This window comes from Desulfovibrionales bacterium (assembly GCA_028715605.1).
Lineage (GTDB): Bacteria > Desulfobacterota > QYQD01 > QYQD01 > QYQD01 > QYQD01.
On the sequence record JAQURM010000005.1, the window covers coordinates 119,533 to 134,116 of the forward strand.

The 14,584-nt window shown below is 51.1% G+C and carries 10 protein-coding genes; 3 read left to right on the plus strand and 7 right to left on the minus strand.

What is annotated here, in order from left to right; translation table 11 throughout:
* Positions 1-5 precede the first annotated feature (5 nt).
* Genes cysS through uvrC form a run of 3 tightly spaced genes read left to right on the plus strand, consistent with a single transcriptional unit; the run spans position 6 to position 5,317 of the window.
* Positions 6-1,499: a cysteine--tRNA ligase gene (cysS, locus tag PHT49_07320; GenBank protein MDD5451686.1), complete on the plus strand. Its 1,494-nt coding sequence runs from the start codon at positions 6-8 to the stop codon at positions 1,497-1,499.
* A complete protein-coding gene (gene uvrB, locus PHT49_07325) occupies positions 1,500-3,494 on the plus strand; it encodes an excinuclease ABC subunit UvrB (protein MDD5451687.1) in 1,995 nt (664 codons plus the stop codon). It begins immediately after the preceding gene.
* On the plus strand, positions 3,485-5,317 hold the full coding sequence (uvrC, locus tag PHT49_07330) for an excinuclease ABC subunit UvrC (GenBank protein ID MDD5451688.1): 1,833 nt from the start codon (positions 3,485-3,487) through the stop codon (positions 5,315-5,317). Before uvrB ends, uvrC begins: the two co-directional genes overlap by 10 nt.
* A gap of 48 nt (positions 5,318-5,365) precedes the next feature.
* On the opposite strand, the gene nrfD is transcribed toward uvrC, so the two are convergent.
* From nrfD to PHT49_07365, 7 genes are all read right to left on the minus strand, one after another.
* On the minus strand, positions 5,366-6,520 hold the full coding sequence (gene nrfD, locus PHT49_07335; protein MDD5451689.1) for a polysulfide reductase NrfD: 1,155 nt from the start codon (positions 6,518-6,520) through the stop codon (positions 5,366-5,368).
* A gap of 10 nt (positions 6,521-6,530) precedes the next feature.
* Entirely contained in the window at positions 6,531-7,304 is a 774-nt protein-coding gene (locus PHT49_07340) for a 4Fe-4S dicluster domain-containing protein (GenBank protein MDD5451690.1), read from the minus strand.
* A complete protein-coding gene (gene dsrJ, locus PHT49_07345) occupies positions 7,277-7,705 on the minus strand; it encodes a sulfate reduction electron transfer complex DsrMKJOP subunit DsrJ (protein ID MDD5451691.1) in 429 nt (142 codons plus the stop codon). Before dsrJ ends, PHT49_07340 begins: the two co-directional genes overlap by 28 nt.
* On the minus strand, positions 7,698-9,320 hold the full coding sequence (locus PHT49_07350; GenBank protein ID MDD5451692.1) for a (Fe-S)-binding protein: 1,623 nt from the start codon (positions 9,318-9,320) through the stop codon (positions 7,698-7,700). The genes dsrJ and PHT49_07350 overlap by 8 nt, the downstream gene beginning before the upstream one ends.
* Positions 9,321-9,358: 38 nt before the next feature.
* Positions 9,359-10,351: a sulfate reduction electron transfer complex DsrMKJOP subunit DsrM gene (gene dsrM, locus PHT49_07355; protein ID MDD5451693.1), complete on the minus strand. Its 993-nt coding sequence runs from the start codon at positions 10,349-10,351 to the stop codon at positions 9,359-9,361.
* Between the two features lie 6 nt (positions 10,352-10,357).
* Entirely contained in the window at positions 10,358-10,948 is a 591-nt protein-coding gene (locus PHT49_07360; protein ID MDD5451694.1) for an RsbRD N-terminal domain-containing protein, read from the minus strand.
* 232 nt (positions 10,949-11,180) lie between these two features.
* Positions 11,181-14,504, minus strand: coding sequence for a UvrD-helicase domain-containing protein (locus PHT49_07365; protein MDD5451695.1), 3,324 nt, complete (start codon positions 14,502-14,504; stop codon positions 11,181-11,183).
* Between the last annotated feature and the right edge of the window lie 80 nt (positions 14,505-14,584).

The window sequence follows — 14,584 nt, forward strand, 5'->3', positions numbered from 1 at the left end:
ATAATATGACGCTTAGATTATACAACTCATTTAGCAGTCAAAAGGAAGTCTTTAAGCCTCTGCGGGATAACCAGGTCGGTATCTACGTCTGCGGTATTACTGCTTATGATGATTGCCATTTGGGCCATGCCCGCGCGGCCGTAGTTTTTGATGTCATCATTCGCTACCTGCGCCACCGTGGATTTAAGGTGACTCACGTACAAAACATTACCGATATAGATGATAAGATCATCAACCGGGCCAGAGAAAAGGGAGTCTCCTGTAAGGAGCTTTCCGAACACTATACCGGGGAATTCCACCGGGATATGGAGAGCCTGGGCGTGGCCCGGCCGGACGTGGAACCAAAGGCCACCGAGCATATCCAGGATATCATCCGTTTGATTGAGACCCTGGTAAGCAAAGGGTATGCGTATGCGGCTGAAGGTAATGTCTTCTTCTCTGTGGAAAAGTTCCCTGGTTACGGACGGCTTTCCCATCGCAGCCCGGAAGAGATGCAGGCCGGCGCCAGAGTAGAAATTGACCCCCGAAAACACCATCCCATGGACTTTGCCCTCTGGAAAGCCGGCAAGCCGGGCGAACCCGCCTGGGAAAGCCCCTGGGGGCCGGGCCGGCCCGGATGGCACATAGAATGCTCGGCCATGAGTATCCGCTACCTGGGGGAGACCTTCGATATTCATGGAGGGGGACAGGACCTCATCTTTCCGCATCATGAAAATGAGGTAGCTCAGTCCGTGGCCGCCACTGGAAAACCATTTGTACACTATTTTGTGCACAACGGATTTGTGACCATAAATGGTGAAAAGATGTCCAAATCCCTTGGCAACTTCTTGACTATAAAAGAGATACTGTCCGGTTACCATCCTGAGGCCCTGCGCCTGTTTTTACTCTCCAAACATTACCGCAGCCCCCTGGATTACTCCGAAGACTTTATCCGGGAGAAACAGGTCAGCCTGGATCGAATATACGCTACATTAGGTGAGGCCCTGGAAATCACCGCCGCCCCTCCGGCTATACGCCCCGGCGCATCTGCGACAGGAGTTTCGCTGCCGCCTGAGGCAGAAGCCGCCTGTGCCCGGATCAAAGACCTTAAAAAACTATTTTACCAGGCCATGGACGATGACTTTAATACGGCCCAGGGCCTGGGCCATATCTTTGATGCGGCAAAAGGGATAAACACCCTCTTGCAGATCAGCAAAAAGGAGCCAGCCCGGGCCTGTCTGGACGCTATCGGGTCCGCCGCCTCGGCCATCAGGGAAGTGGGGCAGGTACTGGATCTCTTCGCTACCGAGCCCAGGGTCTATCTGGAGAAACGACGGACAGAAAAACTGAGAAAAATCCCCCTCCCGGAAAAAGAGATCAGCGATCTCATACGCCAAAGGGAAGAGGCCCGCACAAAGAAAGACTGGGCTGCCGCCGATACTATCCGCAAAAAGTTGGCCGGGGCCAATATAATTCTCAAAGACAACCCACAGGGAACAACCTGGGAGATAAAGGAGTAAGTGTCCTTATTTAATCTGGTTTCAGACTTCAAGCCGCTAGGCGACCAGCCTAAGGCCATTGAGGCCCTCACCCGTTCCCTGCAGAAAGGCCACAAGCACCAGGTACTCCTCGGTGTTACCGGTTCCGGCAAGACCTTTACCATGGCCCACGTCATTGCCCGGACAGAGCGGCCCGCCCTTGTTATAGCCCCAAATAAGACCCTGGCCGCCCAACTCTTCAATGAATTCAAACAGCTTTTTCCCGAAAACGCTGTGGAGTACTTCGTCAGCTATTATGACTATTATCAGCCGGAGGCCTATATACCGCAGACCGATACCTATATCGCCAAAGACGCCTCTATAAACGACGCCATAGACCGCCTGCGCCATTCCGCAACCAGTTCCCTCCTGCAGAGGCGGGACATAATCATCGTGGCCAGTGTATCCTGTATATATGGCCTCGGCTCTCCCGATGAATATCGCAGCATGCACCTGGCCCTCGTTGAAGGACAGGAACTTGGCCGGGAAGAACTCCTGCGGGCTCTGGTCGCCATGCTTTATGAGCGAAATGACATAGATTTTCACCGGGGGACCTTTCGTGTACGCGGCGACATCGTGGAGATATTCCCTTCCTGTGAAGAGGACCGTGCCATCCGCGTCGAATACTTTGGCGATACCATCGAGGCCATTAAGGAAATAGACCCGTTACGTGGGGTAGTCAGAAGGACTATGAAAGAGGCGCTCATATACCCTGGCAGCCACTATGTGACCACACGCCCCCGCTTGCTGCAGGCCATCGAGAGCATAAAGGCAGAATTAACGGAAAGGATCAATTTTCTCAGGGATCAAGGAAGTCTGGTAGAGGCCCAGCGCATTGAGGAGCGCGCCAATTTTGACCTGGAGATGCTGCAGGAGCTTGGTTACTGCCACGGCATAGAAAATTATTCACGCCACCTGACCGGCCGAAGACCCGGAGAATCTCCACCCACCCTCCTGTCTTATTTCCCGGAAGATTTTCTCCTATTTATCGACGAAAGTCACATCACCATCCCTCAGCTTCAGGCCATGTACCGGGGAGACCGCTCCCGCAAAGAAACCCTGGTGGGATACGGCTTTCGTCTGCCCTCGGCCCTGGATAATCGGCCACTGAACTTCGCCGAGTTTGAACAACACATAAGGCAGGTAATTTACGTCTCCGCCACACCCGGCCCCCACGAACTTAAAAAGGCGGACGGCCATATAGCCGAACAGGTCATCCGGCCTACCGGTCTGGTTGATCCCAAAGTTACAGTGAAACCGGCAGTAAGCCAGGTCGATGATCTCCTGGAGGAAATAAGAAAACGCCTTAAACGAAAGGAACGGGTCCTCGTAACTACACTTACCAAACGTATGGCCGAAGACCTGGCCGAATATTATGCAGAGCTGGGGCTCAGGGTAAAGTATCTCCATTCCGATATTGCCACCTTGGAAAGAACAAAAATTATACGGGACCTGCGCCTCGGAGTCTTTGATATCCTCATTGGCATTAACCTCCTCAGGGAGGGTCTGGATATACCGGAGGTCTCGCTGGTAGCCATCCTGGACGCGGACAAAGAAGGCTTTTTACGTTCGGAGCGTTCCCTGATTCAGACCTGTGGCCGGGCCGCCCGGAACATACACGGCGAGGTTATTTTCTACGCCGATCATATGACCACGGCTATTATGCGGGCGTTAGAAGAGACCGAACGCAGGCGGAAGCTGCAGGCCGGATATAACCGCCGGCACCATATCACCCCGACCACTATCAAGAAATCCATAAGGGATGTCCTTACCTCGGTTTATGAGGCTGACTACTACACGGTGCCCGTGGCCGCAGAAGAAACAGAGGCGTTTTTAACCGTTGAAGACATCGTCCGGCGCATAGAATCCCTGGAGAAAGAGATGAAGCACGCCGCCAGGGACCTGGAATTCGAGCGGGCTACAGAACTGCGTGACCGCGTACGCGCCCTCAGACAACAGGAATTGACATGGCGTTAAGTGAGGATATTCTTTCTACTATTTCCCACGGAACAGGCGTGTATCTGTTCAAGGATACGAAAGACCACGTCCTTTATGTGGGAAAGGCCAAAGACTTAAGAAAAAGGCTCGCTTCATATTTTCAAAAAAGACGGGAACAGGAGACCAGGACGGAGGCCCTGTTCACCCGGACCGCCTCTATCGAGATTATCCTGACGGAGAACGAGAAAGAGGCCCTCATCCTGGAATGCAACCTGATTAAAAAACACCGGCCTCGATACAATGTAGTTTTACGCGATGACAAAAACTATCTTTCGCTGCGTCTCGACCCTTGTCAGAAGTTCCCCCGCATTACCGTTGTCCGGCGCCTGGCCGATGATGGCGCTATGTACTTTGGCCCGTTTTCCTCCGCCGCGTCCGTGCGTGAGACACTGCGCTCCCTGCAGCATATCTTCCCGCTGCGCCGTTGTGGTGACATCGTATTTAAATCACGTACCCGCCCCTGTCTCAATTACCAGATCAAACGCTGCGCGGCCCCTTGCGTTGGTCTGATTTCGGGAGAAGAATATCGAAAACTGGTTGACCAGGTCGTTTTGTTCTTTCGCGGGCAACTCCAGGACCTCGTAAAAATCTTCGAAAAAGAGATGCAGGCCCTCGCCGACCGCCTGGAATATGAAAAGGCCGCCCTTTATCGGGATCGCTTATCAGCCATAAAACGGACTTTAGAAAAGCAATCCGTGACCTCCACACGCCTTGTTGACCAGGATGTCATCGGGCTATATCGGCAGGACAGGTCTGTCCAGATATCCATCCTTTTCGTCCGTAACGGGGCCGTGATTGGCCATAAAACCTTTCCTTTCCGGGAAGCGCCAGCGACAAACGAAGAGATATTATCCCATTTTCTAAGGCAGTTTTATGGTGAGGGAAAATACATACCCGGGGAAATTCTTATACCGCTGGACATGGAAGACCAAGCGGTGATCGCCTCCTGGCTCGGGGAAAAGACGGGAAAAAAGGTATCGATCCTGATACCCCAAAGAGGAGACAGGCATCGACTCTTGCTGCTGGCCATGAAAAACGCCGAGGGTTCCCTCCGCCAAAAACTAAAGGAGGAAGGGGATATCCATAATCTCCTGACACTGTTGCAGGAAAAACTGGGCCTCAGGTATTACCCCGAACGCATCGAGGGCCTCGATATATCCAATATCGGCGGAAAAATGGCCGTGGGTTCACTGGTAGCATTTGTCAATGGCTCCCCTGATCGGAACTTCTACCGCCGGTATAAAATAAAACTATCGGAACAGCCGGATGATTACGCCATGATGCGCGAGGTGGTTTCACGACGTCTGATCCGGGCCAAAGAGGAAGATTCATGGCCGAATATGCTGCTCATAGATGGCGGGAAAGGCCAGCTTAACGTGGCCAGGCAGGCATCGAAAGACTTGGGCTGTAGTGGCCGCGTGGACCTGGTCGCTCTGGCCAAGGGGAAAAAGGACGAAACAGACAAAGTATATCTCCCGGAACGTAAGAATCCCGTTCTATGGGGAAAAAGCTCCCCGCTCCTCCTTTACCTGCAACGCATTCGGGATGAGGCCCACCGGTTCGCCATAGAATACCACCACAAGTTGCGCAAAAGGGGTTTAACCCGGTCGCTTTTGGATGAGATCCCGGGGGTCGGCAGTGTGCTCAGAAAAAGATTACTTATACATTTCGGCAGCGTAGAAAAACTGAAAGGGGCTTCAGTTGAAGAAATCGCCTCGGTCAAGGGGATAAATCCCTCTTTAGCGGCTAATATAAAGGCTTTTCTGGAAAATTATAAAAGGGCTCATTCCATAACAGAATGAGCCCTCACTAACCCACCTTAAACTATATGAACTTTACCTAAAAAGTTTCTAAGCTATCTCTTTCTTGACCGAGACAGCCACCTTCCAGAGAACAGTTAATATCAGCGCGCCGGTCGCATACACCATCATAGAAACCGCCAGTTCCGGGATCGTCGGTGCATACTCTGTCACCCTTTCAAACATATTCGGAACAAACCCGGCCACCAGCAAGGCCAGTCCTTTGTCAATCCAGCTCGCGCCAACCAGCATAAGAAGAGCCGGGATCAATATATTCTCGTTGTTCCGGAAGGCAGGCGGAATCAGTAAGACCAAGGAACCAAAGGCCATCACTACAGCAGCCCACATAAAGGGGACCAAGAGATTGTGCCCTTCCAGGCCGTGGAAAAGGTATTCAAATGAATGCATATGCCCCGGGATATTGCTGTAGAAGGCAGTGAATAGTTCAAGTCCAAAAAAGAAGACGTTAACACACATGGCATAGGTGATAATCTTTGCCAATGATTGGATCGCCTCTTTCCCGGGATCGTACTTTGTCAACCTTCTCAGCAGCAGGGACAGCAGAAGAAGTATCGCAGGCCCGGAACAAAACGCCGAGGCCAGGAACCGTGCAGCCATAATAGCGGTAAGCCAGTAGTGTCTGCCTGGGATACCGGCGTAGAGGAAGGCCGTCACGGTGTGGATGCTGAAGGCCCAGATTACAGAAAGATACACAAGGGGCTTTATCCACGAGGCCGGCGCTACGCCTTTGCGTTCCGCCTGGAGTGTAGTCCAACCTATGATGATATTCAGAAAGAGATACCCATTCAAAACAACCATATCCCAGAACAGGATTGAATTGGGTGTGGGGTGCAGGATGACATTCAAAAGACGCTGCGGCTGGCCAAGGTCCACGACGATGAAAAGCATACACATGCTCACCGCGGAAATGGCCATAAACTCGCCTAAAATAATCATCTTGCTAAACGCCTTGTAGTGATGGAAGTAGTAAGGCAAAACCAACATCACTGCCGAGGCGGCCACGCCAACCAGATAGGTAAACTGGGCGATATAAAAACCCCACGAGACATCCCGGCTCATACCGGTTATCTTCAGCCCCTGCGTGAGCTGTGTGTAGTAGGCAATAGAGCCCAACCCAATGAGACCAAGCAGCAACAATATCCATACATAATAGCCTTTACTTCCGTATAGTGCCTTCTCAAGCATAGCCCTTACCTCATACTATGTAATAAACGCAAGGTTGCGTACCTAGGTTTGGTTTACGCCGGATGCTGTAATTTGAACGAAGCACCTGCCTGACCTCTGAGTTCGGGTCATCCAGATCGCCAAAGATCAGCCCCCCATTGGAGACTTCCACACAGGCCGGCATCAGCCCTTCTTCCAATCTCTCCGTGCAGAAGGTACACTTTTCCACAACTCCACGCATCCGCGTCGGATATTTTCGACTTTCCTCTTTGATATACGGCCGTGGGTCTCCGAAGTTAAAGCTCCTGGCGCCAAAGGGACAGGCGGCCATACAGAAACGGCACCCTATACATCGGTGCATATCCATCATGACGATACCGTCTGCCCTCTTATATGTGGCCTTGGTGGGGCATACCCGCACACAGGCCGGCTCATCGCAGTGGTTGCAGAGCAACAGAAACGGCTTATGCTTAACCTCATCCGAAACAAATTTGTTCATATCATCCGGGAAGGCGTGTTCATATTCCTCGGTCCAGATCCATTTCACATCTTGTTTCGTTCCGATGTCCGGGACATTGTGAATGCGATGGCAGGCCTCAATCATCCTCTTGCAATCGGCCTCCGTAAGCTTCCGCGTATCAATGACCATGGCCCATCTCTTCGCCGTTAACGCCTTTGGATTGGGTGAAACCTGCGAAGCCTCCACCGGAGCCCTTCGAAGCAACTCAACAGCGGACGTGCCCCCAAGCCCGGCTACAGCGGAGATTCCGACTATCTTTAGGAATTCTCTTCTATTGATGCCCATGCCACCTTCTCCTTCTCTTTCGGTTCGATATGGCAAGTCCAGCAGTACGGTGTTACGTCCGTGTAATTATGACATTCGTCACAGAACTGCTTTTTATTCGAATGGCAGTTCATGCATTCGTTCTGAAGGCTCATATTAAACGTCTTACCGCTGCTGCTCACATACAACCTGCTACCATCACGGACCACGGAATCACGCCAGTCGTTAAGGATCTTCATATGCTCGGCCTGCATAACGGCCTTAGGTTCTATACACTTCTTCTCCGCCAACTGCTGGATTACAGGGGTGTCAATTTTGGGGTCTGGCTTCTTAGCGGCCTTGCCCACATTGCTCCAAAGCGGGAAGGTTACCAGGCCAACGAAAACGACCAGTCCGGTTATGATCTTGCCTCCGTCATACATCAGCTTCTTCCTCCATTCCCTTCAGGGGTCGGCCACGCAAATCTGTTGTTCTCTTCTGCTCCCCATCCAAGATCAAGGCATTGCCCACCATCTCATGAACGCCAGTGACCGTCACCTGAGGAGCCCAGTAATTACACAGCGTCACCAGAGTAGCCCGGTCAATAGCACAGATACAGGCCAGATGGTTCACCCCGTGCTTCTCGTGGACATACTGTACCGCGTTTCCTCTGGGCAACCCACCCCGCAGTCTCATCTCCATCATCTCGTCCGTACCCAGTCCGGCCCCCCCTGCGCAGCAGAAGGTCTGCTCCCGGATAGTATTCTCAGGCATATCATAGAACTTATTACATACGCTCTGGATGACGTAGCGCGGCTCCTCAAAGAATCCCATAGCCCGGGCCGGATTACAGGAGTCATGGAAGGTTGCCGTTATGTGATCGTTTCGGCTCGGATCCAGTTTTAATTTATTGTGTTTGATAAGGTCGGCGGTAAATTCACAGATGTGTACCATCTTGGTGGAATTGGCATTTTCAAATTTAGTGCCGGTAATGGGAGAGACCGGTTCCTCCAGGAAATCGGCCGGGCCGTTCATGGTGTCCATGTACTGGTTAATTACCCGCCACATGTGGCCGCACTCCCCACCCAGGATCCATTTCACCCCCAGCCTTTTGGCCTCGGCATACATCTTGGCATTAAGCCTCTTTATCATCTCATGTGAGGTAAATAGGCCGAAGTTCCCGCCCTCAGAGGCATAAGTGCTCCAGGTAAGGTCCAAACCCATACTCTTAAGGTAATGAAACAGGATATGGTACCCCATGAAGGTATAAGTACCGGGATCGCCGAAGATGTCGCCCGAAGGGGTTATAAAGAGGATTTCTGCGCCCTTCCGGTTAAAGTCCGGCTCTATCTTGACACCGGTTATGGCTTCTGCATCTTCGAGGAGGAATTCGGTCATCTCCTTGTAGGCATGGGGCTGAATGCCCATATGGTTTCCCGTCCGGTAACAATTCGCCACGGGCTCGAGTATCCAGTTGACGTTAAGTCCGATCAGGTTAAGGAGTTCCCGGCCGATCATGGTGATCTCTGCCGTATCAATGCCGTAGGGGCAAAATACCGAACAGCGCCGACATTCCGTACACTGAAAAAAGTAAAAGAACCACTCTTTTACTACGTCATAGGTGAGGTCTCTGGCCCCGGCCAGCCTCCCCAGGATCTTTCCGGCAGTAGTAAAATTCTTTCTGTATACCGAACGGAGAAGCTCCGCCCTCAGAACCGGCATATTCTTGGGGTCTCCGCCGCCTATGAAGAAATGACACTTGTCCGCACAGGCGCCGCATCTTACGCAGATATCCATAAAGAGCCGGAAGGAACGATACTTTTCCAGCCGCTCGGCCATCCCTTCGAGGAGAATCTCTTTCCAATTGGGAGGCAGCTTCCAGTCCTCATCCATCGGTGCCCATTCCCGCGGGTTCGGGAGGCCGACATACTTCAGATTCTTTGGCTTTGCCGGATAGATAAAATTGCCGATCTTGAACTCCGGCTTGGTATCCATCCAGTCTTCTCGAGGCGGTTTATAATTGACCCTCGGTAACTCCTCGCGGTCGTAATAACCCATCTGATCTGGTCGGAATTTTTTCGCAGGACCTGCCATGGTTACTCCTTTTCCACTGGTAATCCAGCTTCTTTCATCTTTTCTCTGAATTCGTCTTCATATTCTTCGTAGGTATGAACCTTGACCGGGTAATTCCAGGGATTGATGTGTCTTACGGCCCGGTTGTTGTTAGCCAGATTTCTGGTAGGGCTGAGGAAGACCCCGCCCATGTGCATGAGTTTGCTGAAGGGGAAATAAGCAAACAGGATGCTGACCAGAAATAGGTGGATGTAAAAAATAACCCCGATCCCCTCCGGGATCTTGGGGCTGAAAGTGACCAAGCCCATGGTCAGCTCTTTCACGCCCACGACATTTGTCTTGAAGAAATAACGCATCAGGATGCCGCTCACAGCTATGGCCAGAATCAAAAAGAGCGGAAAGTAGTCATTCGCCAGCGAGATGTACCGTAGCTGGGGGACAAAGACCCTTCTCAAGAAAAGGTACGCCACGGCCGCCAAAATGACCATATCCGTCTGATAGAGCGTAGGAACACCTACCTGTAAAATTCCGTCCAGCGTCTCAGCCCATTTTACGAAGAAAGGTATCGGCTCAGTAAAAAATCTAAGGTGTCTAACTAAAATAGTCAGGAAGGAGTAATGAAAGGCTAAAGCGCCCAGCCAGAGCCACTTCGCCGAACCGTATCGGAGTATCGGCCCTTCTCTCAAATCAACCTTTGTGTTTCTGAACAGTGAACGGAAGAGAAAGACCTCCAACAACATCCTTATGATAACTTCACCGGTAGTAAACGGGTTATCGAACCTATTCCGTTTGACCCATGTCTGACTTTTTTGCTGGCCGCAGGTGGCGGGTATCCGAAATGGAACCGGCGAACGTCCCCACTGCACAACGCGACGAATGAACCCTATCAGAAATATAAGAAAGGCGGCATAGGGGATAAAAACACCGAAAAGGTAGTTCATTCCAGCGCCACTCACTCCCGCGTAAGCAATTAAGGTGAGCGCCAGGACTGCGATGAGGGGAAGCAAAAGTCTCATTTACCGTTACCTCACTTCGTTTAGGCTATCAATATTAGTATCTTTGGGATCCGGCTGTTCCTCCGGGATCTCGCCTATCATATTTGTTTTTTGCAACAATCTAAAGAGCCTGTTTTTCCACTCAGTTGCCCTGATTTCATAGACCTGCTCACGGCATTTCATATAGATGTCAAAAGAGAGGAGGGCCAGGTCATCTATTCTGGACTCGATAAACAACAGCTCGCCAGAAAGCTGGTGCTTTTGGATATCAGACCCCAGCTCTTCCCGAATCAGTCTCTTGAGCACGAAGACAAAGGCGACAGCCTGTGTGGGAGTAAGGTCCTGAACCGCCCTGATTCGAATAACCTTGTCGAGAAAGGGAGAAACTTTCTCAGGATTCACCCCATTGAGAAGCTCTTCGAACAGGCCGTCTATCCCTTCAGAGATCATAGCGCCTACAGGATTAGCGAACTGGTTCTTTTGTGACTTCAAGAACTTGGCCGTGTCAGCCGGGTAGGTCTCCAGGATCGCGTCGAACCACTTTCTCACAATAGCGGATTTCTTTTGTGATAAGAGACCTTCCAAGGTTATAGCTTGAACTTGTTGGGGCGAAGACATGCTGTTAAATCCACCTGAATTAGATACGGCTACCCTTGTAGCACGTTATTTCTTTCACTGTCAATAAAAAATATTCTATGAATGGCGGCTCACTCAGTTTAGAATTCTATAGACAAATTCCGTTTGCGTGTCAAGAATAAAACGCATGTCTGACTGTGACATTTTTCACTATGCCCCAAGACTTAGAGGCCTTAAATTAAGTTAGCTTAGTCAGGCCGTCAGAGTCACTGTACTAATTTTTATCAAAAAGGCTAAGTTGCGCATCTTGAATTCTTGCCAACGGTTTTCTGGAAAAAGGGGGTTCGTACTTTTTGAGCTCCTGCCCTATATCCTGCAGAAAAGGAGAGATTTTTTGTGATGACCTTGTGCCGAAAAGCAGGCGTTTCCCGGCGTAGCTCAGAAAGAGCTTTTCCTGCGTCCGAGTCAACCCCACATAAAACAGTCTCCTCTCCTCTGAAATATCCGACTGTGTCTCTTTATTATAGTGGTAGTAGGGGATCAGGCCCTCTTCGCAGCCGGTAATGAATACCACCGGGAACTCCAGGCCCTTAGCGGCATGGAGGGTCATCAGGGTTACCTTTTCTGCCCTAGGGTCATAGAGGTCTGCTTCACCCTGAAGGGCCAGCTGGGTGAGAAAATCCGAAACATTGTCTCCAAACCGTTCAGAAAAAGATAGGAGATAGCATATATCTTCCTGGAATTCTGCCTCTTTTGACAGATTACGAAAGAGATCAACGTCTTCGTAAATCCGCTTCAATTTTTCTCGAACGGTCTTTCCTTTTAATGTTATTTCCAGCGGGTTCAACCCATCTTTAAGGCCCTGTATCCGCTTTCTATTGAAAAACTCCAACCTGTCCAGACCGCACCCGAAAGGCTCCAGCGTCCTTAAACAAAAAAGGAGTTGAGCTGTCCCCTTCCGGTCCACGATCTTTTCTTTCCCCACTCTCTGGAATGGAATCCCTGAACGGATGAACGCCTCTTCCAGGGCCTTTCCCTGCTCGTTAATCCGGTAAAGTACGGCAAAATCGGAAAAACTCCGTTCGCCGCCCTCTTCTGAAGTATCGATTTTTCTGCTTTCCATAGAAAAGTGGCTGATCCCTCTGACCTCTGTCTCGATGCTCTTAACCACAAACTCGGCCTCAGCCTTCTCCGTAGGCAACTGCGCAATAGTTAGCCAGCGTGTCCCCTGGATACCGGACCAGAGGCCTTCCCGGACATCACCTCCCCCGATCACCTGCCTCGACGCCCGCAGTATCGTCTCTGTAGAGCGATAATTCTGCTCCAGGCGGAGGAACTTGGCCGTTGGATAATCCTCCTGAAACTTATGAAAATATCGAACTGATGATCCTCTGAAACCATAAATCGCCTGATCCGGGTCGCCGATAACACAAAGGTCGTGGGTTGAAGGGGCCATGAGCCGGATGAGCCGGTACTGGGCATAATTGATGTCCTGATACTCGTCCACGGAAATAAAACGAAATCTCTTCTGATACTTCGCCCGGGTAGCCTCGTGACCCTCAAGGAGTCGCACCACCTTAAAAATCAGATCCTCAAAATCGAGGAGATGGGCCTCATCGAGCGCCCGCTGATAAGCCTCATAAATCCGGCCAAACAAATCCCGTGGGATATCTACAGCTATGTCCTCCCAGTCGTCTCCTGGAGAGAGGAGATTCTGTTTCGCTTTAGAAATGGCCTCGCCTACCTTTCTCAGGCTGCAATCAGAAGGCAAAAGACCCTTGATCAGATAGTCTTGATCCGCCCCGGTCAGGATGGTAAAAGGTTTATTTACCCCGACCGGCCCGCCATCCCTCCTTAGGATATCAAGGCATAAGGCGTGAAAGGTCTTGATGGTTAACTCTTTTAGGACATTTGAATCCTTAATGAGTGAGGTCAGGCGATCCCTCATCTCTTCCGCGGCCTTGTTGGTAAAGGTAACCGCCAGTATCTGTTCCGGCTGCGCGATATGGTGTGAGAGTAAATAGGCTATGCGATGGGTGATGGTACGCGTCTTTCCTGTCCCGGGTCCGGCCACAATCAAAAGAGGTCTGCCTGCATGCCGTACCGCTTCGCGCTGAATTGAATTTAGGATGTTCAAAAAGGGGCCTTCAGTCCGCGAGGTATCTTGAGTAGAAAATAATACGTTTTCTTGTGTTGGTGGCAGTGATGGAAGAGGGGGAGGAGGCGGTTCAGATAAAAAGTATTTATCATTATCCCTTACCTCTTTTTGAGACATGGGCGTCTCCCCAGGCGCTTGAAACAGAGACTGCTGCCGGGATAGCCGGGTCAGTTCTTCATCCGTAAATAGACGAACCTTACCGTACTCGCCATCATACCCGGGATCGATATGCACCTCCCGGCCCCTCATCTTCCGGATCGCTTCAGCCAAGGTTGGCGAGCCTTCACTCTCAATATCGCTCAGAGGACACTTCCTGAGGATGTCAAGCTCCGGCCCAAGCGTCCTTAAAAGTTGATGGTAGGACGTTTGCACTTTTTTGCTTTTTGGCCCGCATCTCAATACCTCCGACAGAATGTCTGTCAATGGAATCAGACTGGTGAATGGATGCGTTTTCTCCGGCTTTTGCCCTGCATTGCGGTCGGCCAGCTCCTCCACGCGATACATTACCCCTATGGTTACCGGCTTACCGCAGACCGGGCAGAGTCCCTTGCAGCCCATGGTTTCTCGTGGAGAAAGCCGGGTTGCACATTTTCGGTGGCCGTCAAAATGGTACTTCCCTTCTTCAGGAAAGAACTCAATGGTCCCCAAAAACCGGCCGGGGTCGCCGGTCTTTAAGGCATCCCTCATAGCAAAGTAAGAAAGTCCCGTGTCAAAAAGGTTCGCTTCACGTCCCAGATTTGCCGGAGAATGGGCGTCAGAATTGGATACCAGGGTCACCCCGTCCAGTTTAGATACCCTCCAGTTCATGGCCGGGTCAGAGGAAAGGCCGGTTTCCGCCGCAAAGATATGGGGCGTAAGCTCTTCAAAGCACTCTTCAAGGGAATCAAACCCGGATTTGGAACCGAGCGCCGAAAACCAGGGGGTCCAGATATGGGCCGGAATTACAAAGGCATCTTCTGAGATATCCAGGACCGTCTCCAGAAGCGCCTTGGAGTCAAGCCCCAGGATGGGCCTTCCGTCAGAACGGATATTCCCAATCCGGGCCAGGCGGGCATTAATCTTCTCGGCGACGGAGAGATCCGGGGAAAAGACGATATTATGAACCTTTCGTACCTTGCCGTTCTTCTTATAAATATTGCTGATCTCGACACTCAGGAGAAAGCGCACCGGCATCTTGCAGGTCGAGGGAACCTGTTCTTCCGCCTTACTCGCCAGTTCACGCTTTAGTTTTAAAAGCCCCGGCTCCGCCGGTTCCAGTTTTTCCCGGATCTCAGAGAACCATTGAGGATGTGTAAAATCCCCCGTCCCGACCACGGTAATCCCCTTAAGCTGCGCCCAAAGGTGTAAGTTCTCCAAGTTAAGATTCCTGGCCGTAGCGCGGGAAAGGTAAGAATGGATATGAAGGTCGGCAATAAATTCCATGTCTGTCTTTCCAATCATCTTTCTCCGTCTGTATATACGCCAGAATAGGGTAAGATGTAAATTACTAAGGTAAGATAAACGTGTCCTCCCCCCATATT

What these genes read in the sequence shown, in the direction of transcription:
- cysS (MDD5451686.1), top strand. Translation starts at nt 6, where the DNA reads ATGACGCTTAGATTATACAACTCATTTAGCAGTCAAAAGGAAGTCTTT.
- uvrC (MDD5451688.1), top strand. Translation starts at nt 3,485, where the DNA reads ATGGCGTTAAGTGAGGATATTCTTTCTACTATTTCCCACGGAACAGGC.
- nrfD (MDD5451689.1), bottom strand. Translation starts at nt 6,520, where the DNA reads ATGCTTGAGAAGGCACTATACGGAAGTAAAGGCTATTATGTATGGATA.
- PHT49_07340 (MDD5451690.1), bottom strand. Translation starts at nt 7,304, where the DNA reads ATGGGCATCAATAGAAGAGAATTCCTAAAGATAGTCGGAATCTCCGCT.
- dsrJ (MDD5451691.1), bottom strand. Translation starts at nt 7,705, where the DNA reads ATGTATGACGGAGGCAAGATCATAACCGGACTGGTCGTTTTCGTTGGC.
- PHT49_07350 (MDD5451692.1), bottom strand. Translation starts at nt 9,320, where the DNA reads ATGGGTTATTACGACCGCGAGGAGTTACCGAGGGTCAATTATAAACCG.
- dsrM (MDD5451693.1), bottom strand. Translation starts at nt 10,351, where the DNA reads ATGAGACTTTTGCTTCCCCTCATCGCAGTCCTGGCGCTCACCTTAATT.
- PHT49_07360 (MDD5451694.1), bottom strand. Translation starts at nt 10,948, where the DNA reads ATGTCTTCGCCCCAACAAGTTCAAGCTATAACCTTGGAAGGTCTCTTA.
- PHT49_07365 (MDD5451695.1), bottom strand. Translation starts at nt 14,504, where the DNA reads ATGATTGGAAAGACAGACATGGAATTTATTGCCGACCTTCATATCCAT.